Origin of the sequence: Dactylosporangium sp. NPDC005572 (assembly GCF_040605515.1) — a bacterium.
GTDB lineage: Bacteria > Actinomycetota > Actinomycetes > Mycobacteriales > Micromonosporaceae > Dactylosporangium.
Window position 1 is genome coordinate 1 of record NZ_JBEXCY010000339.1, and the last position, 8,162, is coordinate 8,162.

Genomic DNA, 8,162 nt, shown 5'->3' on the forward strand with positions numbered 1-8,162 from the left:
CGGTGATCGCCCTCGGCGGTCAGGCCGTCCTGGTCAACACCGGCCTCGGCAACGCCGAGCTTCGCCGGGCTGGCGCCGACGACCTCGTTCAGCGCGGCCAGCAGGACCCGCCGCTCCCGGCGCCGGAACGCCCGGAAGCGCGTCGGCGTCGCGAGCGGGACGTCGCCGCCGGAGACCTGGCAGGCGAGGCGCAGGACGTCGGTCGTGGTGTCCACGGCGACCAGCGGCCGGCCCAGGACGAGCCGGACCCCGTTGAGCACCGCCCGGTTCTCCCGCACTGGAATGTTGGCCGGCTGCACGCCGTCGGCGCAGGCGACCGCGAGCTCGCCGAGGATCGCGAGGTCCGCCTCGCCGTGCGGCGTCGAGCTGCCGGCCAGGGCCAGATAGAGCCGCTCCGCCTCCACGTCGGCGGTGTCGCCGAGGTGCAGCAGGGTCACCCGGTCACCGGCCGAGGCGACCAGCGCGTCGTGCGCGGCCAGCAGGTCGGCGTAGGTGTGCTGGTACGTGCCGTAGCCCGGCAGGTTGAGCAGGTTCACCAACCGCACGTCCGTCGCCGCACGGCGACCGGCGAGCACGGCCGCCTGCAGCCGCTCGACCCAGAACTCGACGGTGTCCGGCACGTCGTGCGGGAAGCCGATGAAGTACGCGTTGTGCCGGACGTGGTCGCCGACCAGCTCACGCACGGCGGACACGACCGTCGCGGCGAGGTCCATCGCCGGCCCGGTGGCCAGGGCACCGACGTGCTCCAGCAGCGCCCGCGACGCGGAGAACCCGACGTCGAGCAGCGCCGCGTCCAGCTGCCGGGCCACGGCCGTGCCGTCGCCGGCCGCGCCACTGCTCGCCGGCACGCGCAGCGTCTTCTGGATGATCAGCTTCTCGAGCACGCGGGCGCTCCGTTCTGCTGGCGGTGGCACTGGGGTGGGCCGCCGGGGACTCGAACCCCGAACCCTTCGATCCAACAAGGAGAAGGAAGCACACCCATGACCGCACCGGCGGAGAGCGGACGCGCTACTCAGTCGAATGCTCTACCAGTTGAGCTAGCGACCCGGGCATGATCGTCGCACGCCCCGAACGCGGAAGACCATCGAGTTTCGCCGCTGGGTGGCGAGCAGAGCGTCACGTCGCCGGCGGGCCCGGGCTCGTGCGGTTCGTGATGCCGAACCACGCCCGCGTCGGCTCGCTGGTCAGTACGACGAGGTAGACCGCCGGCCAGATGAGGTTCCGGCCGGCCGTGGCGTCGTTCATGGACGCGGCGCTCAACAGCAGGTATACGGCGTCGGTGCCGTGGAGCGCGACCAGGGTCCACCATGCCCAGCGCCGTGCGCGTGACACCGCCCAGGCGAGGGTCAGGTAGACCGGGGTGAGGACGGCGTAGGTCCACGGTGGCAGGCCGGCGAACGGGCCGGCATCGGCACCGGCGGCAACGACCGGCGCGCAGACGGCGCCGATCAGCAGGAGCACCGTCAGCACCACGACGCGCCGGGGCCGCGCGGCCGGTTGATGGTGCGGTGCGTCGTCCGAGGGGGCGATCACGCCTGGCATTCAATCAGAGCGCCCGGGCACCAGCACCCGCGCGCATGTGCGGTCAGCGCGCGCGGGCGGCGGTCCGGGCGAGGCGGCGGGCCAGGTGACCGACGGCGTCGACCAGCTCGGCGGGGCCGACGACCTCGATCTCGGTGTCGAAGCGGGCGATCGCGGCGGCGAGGCTGGGCCAGGACCAGGAGCCGAGCGTGAGCCGGCAGCGGTCCGGGCCGAGCTCCTCGACGATGCCCTCGCGCGTGTAGCGGGCCACGGTGGCGGCCGGCAGGTCGAGGAGCGCGGTGCCCTGGCAGGGCCAGCCGGCGGTGCCGTCGGCAGCGCCGCGGAACCGGCCGGTGACGAACGTGGTCACGTCGCCGCCGGGCAGTTCCCTGGGCGTGAAGCGGGGGCCGTTGGGGATGCGCAGCGCGATCCGGTCGGCGCGGAAGGTGCGCCAGTCCGACCGGTCGAGGTCCCACGCGACGAGGTACCAGCGTCCGTCCCAGGTGACGACGTGGTGCGGCTCGACGCGGCGCGGGGGCCCGTCCGCGGGCTCGGCGCCGTAGTCGAAGCGGAGGATCTCGTGGGCCCGCACGGCGGAGCTCATCGCCAGGAGCACGTCGCCGTCGACCGGGGCGGCCGGTCGGGTGGCGGGCCGTTCGACGGCGGTGATCCGGAGGGCGTCGACGCGGTGCCGGAGCCGGGACGGCAGGACCTGCCGGATGGTGGTCAACGCCCGGGCCGCCGCCTCACCGGTGCCGTCGCCCAGTGTGGTTTCGGCGATCTGCAGCGCGACGGTGAGCGCGACGGCCTGCTCGTCGTCGAACAGCAGCGGCGGCAGCTCGGTGCCGGCGCCGAGCCGGTAGCCACCGTCGGGACCCTTCACGGCGGCGATGGGGTAGCCGAGCTCGCGCAGCCGGTCGACGTCGCGGCGCACGGTCCGCAGGCTGATGTCGAGCCGCTCGGCCAGCAGCGTGCCCGGCCAGTCGCGGCGCGTCTGCAGCAGCGACAGCAGGGCCAGCAGTCGACCGGAGGTTTTCGGCACGAATCTGAATCTACCCGCAGTAGGTGCCACAACCTGTCACCTACACCGTCGAACCTTGGTGCTGACACCGGAACCAACTCACCAGGAGTCTCGATGAGCATCACCACCACCGCCCACCTCAACTTCCGGGGCAACGCCCGGGAGGCGCTGGAGTTCTACCACTCGGTGTTCGGCGGCGAGATCATGGTCATCACGTACGGCGACTTCGGGATGCCGAAGGAGCTGCCGGACGCCGGCAAGGTCGTCTGGGGCCAGCTCGCGTCGGCCGACGGCTTCCGCGTCATGGCCTACGACGTGCCCGGCCCAGCCGACGCCGGAGCCGGCGCCGCGCCGACGCCCGCCACGCGGCGCGAGCACGGCACGACGCTGACCGGCGAGCCGTTCTTCCTGTCCGTGCGCGGCGAGACGGTCGAGGAGGTCGGCGCGCTGTGGGAGCGGCTGGCCGACGGCGCCACCGTGGTCGAGGCATACGGCCCGGCGCAGTGGGCGCCGGCGTTCGGGATGCTGACCGACCGCTTCGGCATCACGTGGATCCTCGACGTCGCCGTAGCATTCCGGGGATGACCGAGCGCCTCGACGCACGCGCGCTCAACCGCGCCACGCTGGCCCGCCAGTTCCTGCTCGAGCGCACCGGCGCGTCCGTGCTCGACGTGGTCGGAAGGCTGTGCGGGCTGCAGGCGCAGGAGCCGCAGGAGCCGTTCGTCGGGCTGTGGTCGCGGGTCAGCGGCTTCGACCCGGCGGAGCTCTCGCGGCTGCTCGAGCAGCGCGCCGTCGTGCGGCTGCACCTGATGCGTCGCACGGTGCACCTGGTCACCGCCGGGGACGCCTGGGACTGGCGCCCCCGGCACCAGGCGCTGCTGCGCCAGCGGATCCTCGGTGTGTACGGCCGCGATCTCGCCGGGCTCGACCTCGACGAGCTCGCGGCCCAGGCGCGGGCGCTGCTGTCCGACGGCCGGCCGCGTTCGCTCGGCGACGTCGGACGCGAGCTGGCCGGGCGGCACCCGGACCGGGCGCCGCGGGTGCTGGGCGAGGCCGTCGTCGCGGCGCTCGTGCCGGCGGTCCAGCTCCCGCCGCGCGGCACCTGGGGCAGCACGGCCGGGGCGCGCTATCTGACGCTGTCACAGTGGCTCAGCCGCGACGCCGCACCCGAGCCCCCGGACGGGGCCGATCCGGTCGGCGAGGATCTCGTGCGGCGCTACCTCGGCGCGTTCGGCCCCGCGGCGAGCGCCGACCTGCGCGCGTGGTGCGGGCTGGCCGGGCTGCCCAGGGCCGTGGCGGCAGTCCGTGACGAGCTGGTGAGCTTCCGCGACGACCGCGGCCGCGAACTGCTCGACCTGCCCGACGCTCCCCGGCCCGGCCCGGACGCTCCCGCCCCGGTCCGCTTCCTGCCGGCCTTCGACAACGCCATCCTCGGGTACCACGACCGCAGCCGCATCATCGACCACGACCATCGCGGCCTGTCCGTCGCCGGAGCGCGGGTCGTGCTGGTCGACGGCCGGGTGGCCGCCACGTGGACCGGCGGCGCGGGCGGTGTCGACGTCACGCCGCTGCGGCCGTTCACGCGCGCCGAGCACGCCGCCGTCGCCGAGGAGGCCGACCACCTGGCCACGTTCATCGCACCCCCGGGGAACTGAGCGCCCCGGGGGCTGTGACGGGCGCCACCGGCGGTGTATCGGTACGTTGATGGGCATGAGCCGGGAGACGCGTGCGCTGCTCGCCCGCGGCGCCCGGGTGCAGGCCGACGCCGAGGCGATCGCCGAACTGCTCGGGAAGGCCCGGGCGGAGGTCGTCGAGGCGTACGCGGTCGCGGCCGAGCCGCAGGTGTGGACCGCGATCGGCAAGATGTCGATCGAGACCGTCAAGGACACCGTCGACGGCCGGGCCAAGCTGGACGAGCTGCCCGCGCACGGCATCTACTCCGTCGCCGACGTGCTCAGGGCCGGACCGGAGCGGCTGACCACCGTGCCCGGGATCGGTGAGGGCACCGCCCGCCGGACCATCCTCGCCGCCGAGCAGCTCAAGCGGGCCGCGCGGGACTCACTGCAGTTCCGGATCGAGTTCGCGCCCGGGAACCCGGACCTGACCCGGCTGGTGCGGGCGCTGGCCACCTGGGGCGCGGTCTGGCGCGCGGCCGGGGCCCACGAGGCCGACGCCGGACCGGTCGCCAAAGAGCTGGACGCGCTGCGGCCGGTCGCCGCGCCCGCCGCCGCGGGACGGCTGCGCCGGCTGTTCATGCGGGCCGCGGACAAGGCCGTCGCCGACGACGCGGCACGGCGCCTGAGAGCCGTCGTCGACACCGCCGAGGCGGGCGGGCTGCCCGGCGCCGCGCGGGAGGCGCGCGCGGTCCGCACGCCCGGCGACCGGCAGGTCTGGCGCGACTTCGAGCTGCACTCGACGGACTACTACAACCTGCTCAGCCAGGTCGTCGGCCTCGGTGGCGACGTCGCGGCGAGCGAAGGGTTCCTGCCCGCCGACATCGTCGAGCGGGTCGGGGCGCAGCAGCTCGACACGTCCCGGCTCAACGACAGCCTGCGGCTGCGGGGGTACCAGTCGTTCGGCGCGCGGTTCGCCCTGGTCCAGCGGCGGGTCGTGCTCGGCGACGAGATGGGGCTGGGCAAGACCGTGCAGGCCATCGCCGCGATGGCGCACCTGGCCGCCCGCGGCGCCACGCACTTCCTCGTCGTCTGCCCGGCCAGCGTGCTGATCAACTGGTCCCGCGAGATCGCGCGGCACTCGACGATCCCGGTCGTCAGCCTGCACGGCAACGGCCGGGCGCGGGCGGTCGCCAAGTGGCGCAGCGCGGGCGGTGCCGGCGTGGTCACGTTCGGCTCGCTCGCCGCCCTCGGGCTGCCGCCGCCCCGGCCGGCGCTGCTGGTCGTCGACGAGGCGCACTACGTGAAGAACCCCGGCGCCAAGCGGTCGCAGGCGGTCAACCGGGTCGCGGCCGAGTCCGAACGGGTGCTCTTTCTCACCGGTACCCCCATGGAGAATCGCATCGACGAGTTCCGGGCCCTGATCGAGCACCTGCGGCCGGACGTCGCCGCCGGGATGGGGCCGGAGCACGCCGCGATCAGCGTCGAGGCGTTCCGGCGGGCGGCGGCGCCGGTGTACCTGCGGCGCAACCAGCCCGACGTGCTCACCGAGCTGCCGGAGCTCGTCCAGGTCGACGAGTGGGAGGAGTTCGGCGCCGAGGACGGGGCCGCGTACCACGAGGCGGTCCGCGACGGCAACTTCATGGCCATGCGCCGGGCCGCGTTCGCCGTGCGCCGACCGCACGACTCGGCGAAGCTGACCCGGCTGCTCGAGCTGGCCCGGGAGGCGATGGCCAACGGCCGCCACGTCGTGGTCTTCTCCTACTTCCGCGACGTCCTGACCGTGGTCGGCAACGCCCTCGGCGCCGCCGCCCGCGGGCCGATCACCGGCTCGACGCCGGTCGCCGACCGCCAGCGCATCGTGGACGAGTTCACCGCCTCGGCGAAGCCGGCCGTGCTGGTGTGCCAGATCGAGGCCGCCGGCGTCGGCGTGAACATCCAGGCCGCCTCGGTCGTCATCCTCTGCGAGCCGCAGGTCAAGCCGTCGATCGAGGCCCAGGCGATCGCCCGCGCGCACCGGATGGGGCAGGTGCGCACCGTCCAGGTGCACCGCCTGCTGATCGCCGACTCGGTCGACGAGCGCATGATCGAGATCCTCGGCTCGAAGGCGCAGCTGTTCGACGCGTACGTCCGGCACAGCACGATCGCGCAGGCCGCGCCGGGCGCCGTGGACATCTCCGAGGTACAGCTGGCTCGGATGATCGTCGCCCAGGAGCAGCAGCGGCTGTCGGTCGCGTGATCCTAGGACGCGTTCGCGTCCGCCAGCTCCGGCGTCGAGACCGGGGCCGTGGCCGGGGCCGGCGTCGCGCGGCGGGTCCGGGGGATCAGCAGGGCCACCAGGACCGCCAGGGTCGCGGCGCCGGCCAGGACCGCGAAGGCCGTCGTGAAGCCCGACTCGCGCGGCAGGCCGTCGGGGCGCAGCCCGTGGGTCACGATCCCGCTCACCACGGCGGTGCCGATCGACGCGCCGATCGTGCGGATGTTGGCGTTCATGCCGCTCGCCACGCCGGTCTGGGCGACCGGGACGCTGTGCACGATGAGGGACGTCATGGCCGCGTAGGCCAGGCCGATGCCCACGCCGAAGATGCCCGCCGCCAGGGCCACCTGCCACGGGTGGGTGTGCGCGAGCGCCAGCATCGTGCAGGAGACCGCGCCCAGGACCGCGCCGCAGATCACCTGGGTGCGCGACGACAGCCAGCGGGTCGCCGGGCCGCTCAGGGCGCCGACCACCGCCATCGTGACGAGCAGCGGGAGCATGAGCAGGCCGGCGCGGCCGACCGAGGCGCCGAAGCCGTAGCCGGTGGCGGCCGGGATCTGCATGAACAGCGGCAGGAAGGCGTACACCGAGAACATCGCCGCGCCGAACAGCAGGGCCACCACGTTGGTGGTCCACACCGTGGGCAGCCGCATCATGCGCATGTCCACGAGCGGGTTGCCGGCCCGCAGCTCGACGGCGACCCACCCGAGGAACAGTACGACGGCGAGGGCGAGCAGGCCGGCCACCGGCAGCAGGCCCCACGAACCGGCCTTGCTCAGCGGCAGCAGCAGCGCCACCAGCCAGGCGGACAGCAGGACCGCGGCGAACCAGTTCACCCGGCCCGGGGTGCGCACGGGCGAGGCGGGGATCCACCGGTACGCCAGGACCAGGGTCAGCGCCATGACGCCGAACGGGAGCCAGAACAGCCACCGCCAGTCGAGCGCGGCGACCACCGGCCCGGCCAGGACGATCCCCGCCCCGCCGCCGACGGCGAGGACCGCCGACATGCCGCCGACCGCCGAGACCATCCGGTCGGGCGGGAACTCGTCGCGCAGGATGCCGAACGCCAGCGGGAAGACGGCGCCGCCGAGGCCCTGGAGCACCCGGGCCGCGATGAGCACCCCGACGTTCGGGGCGAGCGCGGCGACCAGGCACCCGGCGGCGATCGCGGCGAGCGCCACGAGCAGGGTGCGGTCCTTGCCGATCATGTCGCCGATGCGGCCCATGAGCGGCGTGGCGACGGAGGCGGCGAGCAGCCAGGCGGTGAGCACCCACGTGACGGTGCTCGCGCTGGTGTGCAGGTCGCGCTGGATGACCGGCAGGACCGGGCTGACGAGCGACTGGAGCATGGCGAACGCACCCGCCGCGCCGGCGAGCACGGCGAACGTCCGCCGCTGTGAGGTAGCTTGAAGTCGAGGCACGCCTCCACAATACCGGAGGCACCCCTCCGGTCAAATCGACTCGGCAGGCAGCCAATGAAATCGATGTCACAGACCGTCGGTGCCGTCAACCCGAGCTGTGAGCAGGGGATCGGTCGGGACGGCAGGTTGCGGTGAGCCGGACGGTCAAATGCTTGCTCGAAGCCTGTTCGTGAGGATGGCCGCGTGGCAGGCTCCCGGGCGACACCCAAGGAGGCAGGTCTTGAGCAACACCCTCGACGTCGCGCTGAAGAGTGCGATGACCATCGACGGCGCACTGGCCGTCGCGCTCGTCGACTACACCAGTGGCATGACCCTCGGCACGCTCGGGG

General features: G+C 74.0%; 6 protein-coding genes, 1 tRNA gene and 1 pseudogene. 3 read left to right on the forward strand and 5 right to left on the reverse strand.

All coding sequences use genetic code 11. The features are described from left to right. From ABZS66_RS59000 to ABZS66_RS59015, 4 genes and pseudogenes are all read right to left on the reverse strand, one after another. A pseudogene (locus ABZS66_RS59000) lies at positions 1 to 884 on the reverse strand (hypothetical protein); the annotation flags it as partial. Positions 885 to 919: 35 nt separating this feature from the next. Continuing rightward, positions 920 to 1,047 (reverse strand) — tRNA-OTHER (locus ABZS66_RS59005). Positions 1,048 to 1,116: 69 nt separating this feature from the next. Further along, positions 1,117 to 1,533 carry a hypothetical protein gene (locus ABZS66_RS59010; protein ID WP_354773335.1) on the reverse strand — a complete coding sequence of 139 codons (417 nt, stop codon included), beginning with the start codon at positions 1,531 to 1,533 and terminating at the stop codon, positions 1,117 to 1,119. Between the two features lie 52 nt (positions 1,534 to 1,585). After that, entirely contained in the window at positions 1,586 to 2,563 is a 978-nt protein-coding gene (locus tag ABZS66_RS59015) for a WYL domain-containing protein (RefSeq protein WP_354773337.1), read from the reverse strand. Between the two features lie 93 nt (positions 2,564 to 2,656). Here ABZS66_RS59015 and ABZS66_RS59020 point away from each other — a divergent pair, with 93 nt between their 5' ends. The 3 genes from ABZS66_RS59020 to ABZS66_RS59030 are packed head-to-tail and all read left to right on the forward strand — an operon-like array spanning position 2,657 to position 6,394. Beyond that, positions 2,657 to 3,127 carry a VOC family protein gene (locus ABZS66_RS59020; RefSeq protein ID WP_354773339.1) on the forward strand — a complete coding sequence of 157 codons (471 nt, stop codon included), beginning with the start codon at positions 2,657 to 2,659 and terminating at the stop codon, positions 3,125 to 3,127. Continuing rightward, the gene (locus ABZS66_RS59025) at positions 3,124 to 4,197 is read left to right on the forward strand and encodes a winged helix DNA-binding domain-containing protein (protein ID WP_354773341.1); all 1,074 of its coding nucleotides are present in this window, start codon (positions 3,124 to 3,126) and stop codon (positions 4,195 to 4,197) included. Before ABZS66_RS59020 ends, ABZS66_RS59025 begins: the two co-directional genes overlap by 4 nt. Before the next feature lie 55 nt (positions 4,198 to 4,252). Continuing rightward, positions 4,253 to 6,394 carry an SNF2-related protein gene (locus ABZS66_RS59030; RefSeq protein ID WP_354773343.1) on the forward strand — a complete coding sequence of 714 codons (2,142 nt, stop codon included), beginning with the start codon at positions 4,253 to 4,255 and terminating at the stop codon, positions 6,392 to 6,394. Positions 6,395 to 6,396: 2 nt separating this feature from the next. On the opposite strand, the gene ABZS66_RS59035 is transcribed toward ABZS66_RS59030, so the two are convergent. Continuing rightward, entirely contained in the window at positions 6,397 to 7,833 is a 1,437-nt protein-coding gene (locus tag ABZS66_RS59035) for an MFS transporter (RefSeq protein ID WP_354773345.1), read from the reverse strand. Positions 7,834 to 8,162 lie beyond the last annotated feature (329 nt).

What these genes read in the sequence shown, in the direction of transcription:
- ABZS66_RS59030 (WP_354773343.1), top strand. Translation starts at nt 4,253, where the DNA reads ATGAGCCGGGAGACGCGTGCGCTGCTCGCCCGCGGCGCCCGGGTGCAG.
- ABZS66_RS59025 (WP_354773341.1), top strand. Translation starts at nt 3,124, where the DNA reads ATGACCGAGCGCCTCGACGCACGCGCGCTCAACCGCGCCACGCTGGCC.
- ABZS66_RS59020 (WP_354773339.1), top strand. Translation starts at nt 2,657, where the DNA reads ATGAGCATCACCACCACCGCCCACCTCAACTTCCGGGGCAACGCCCGG.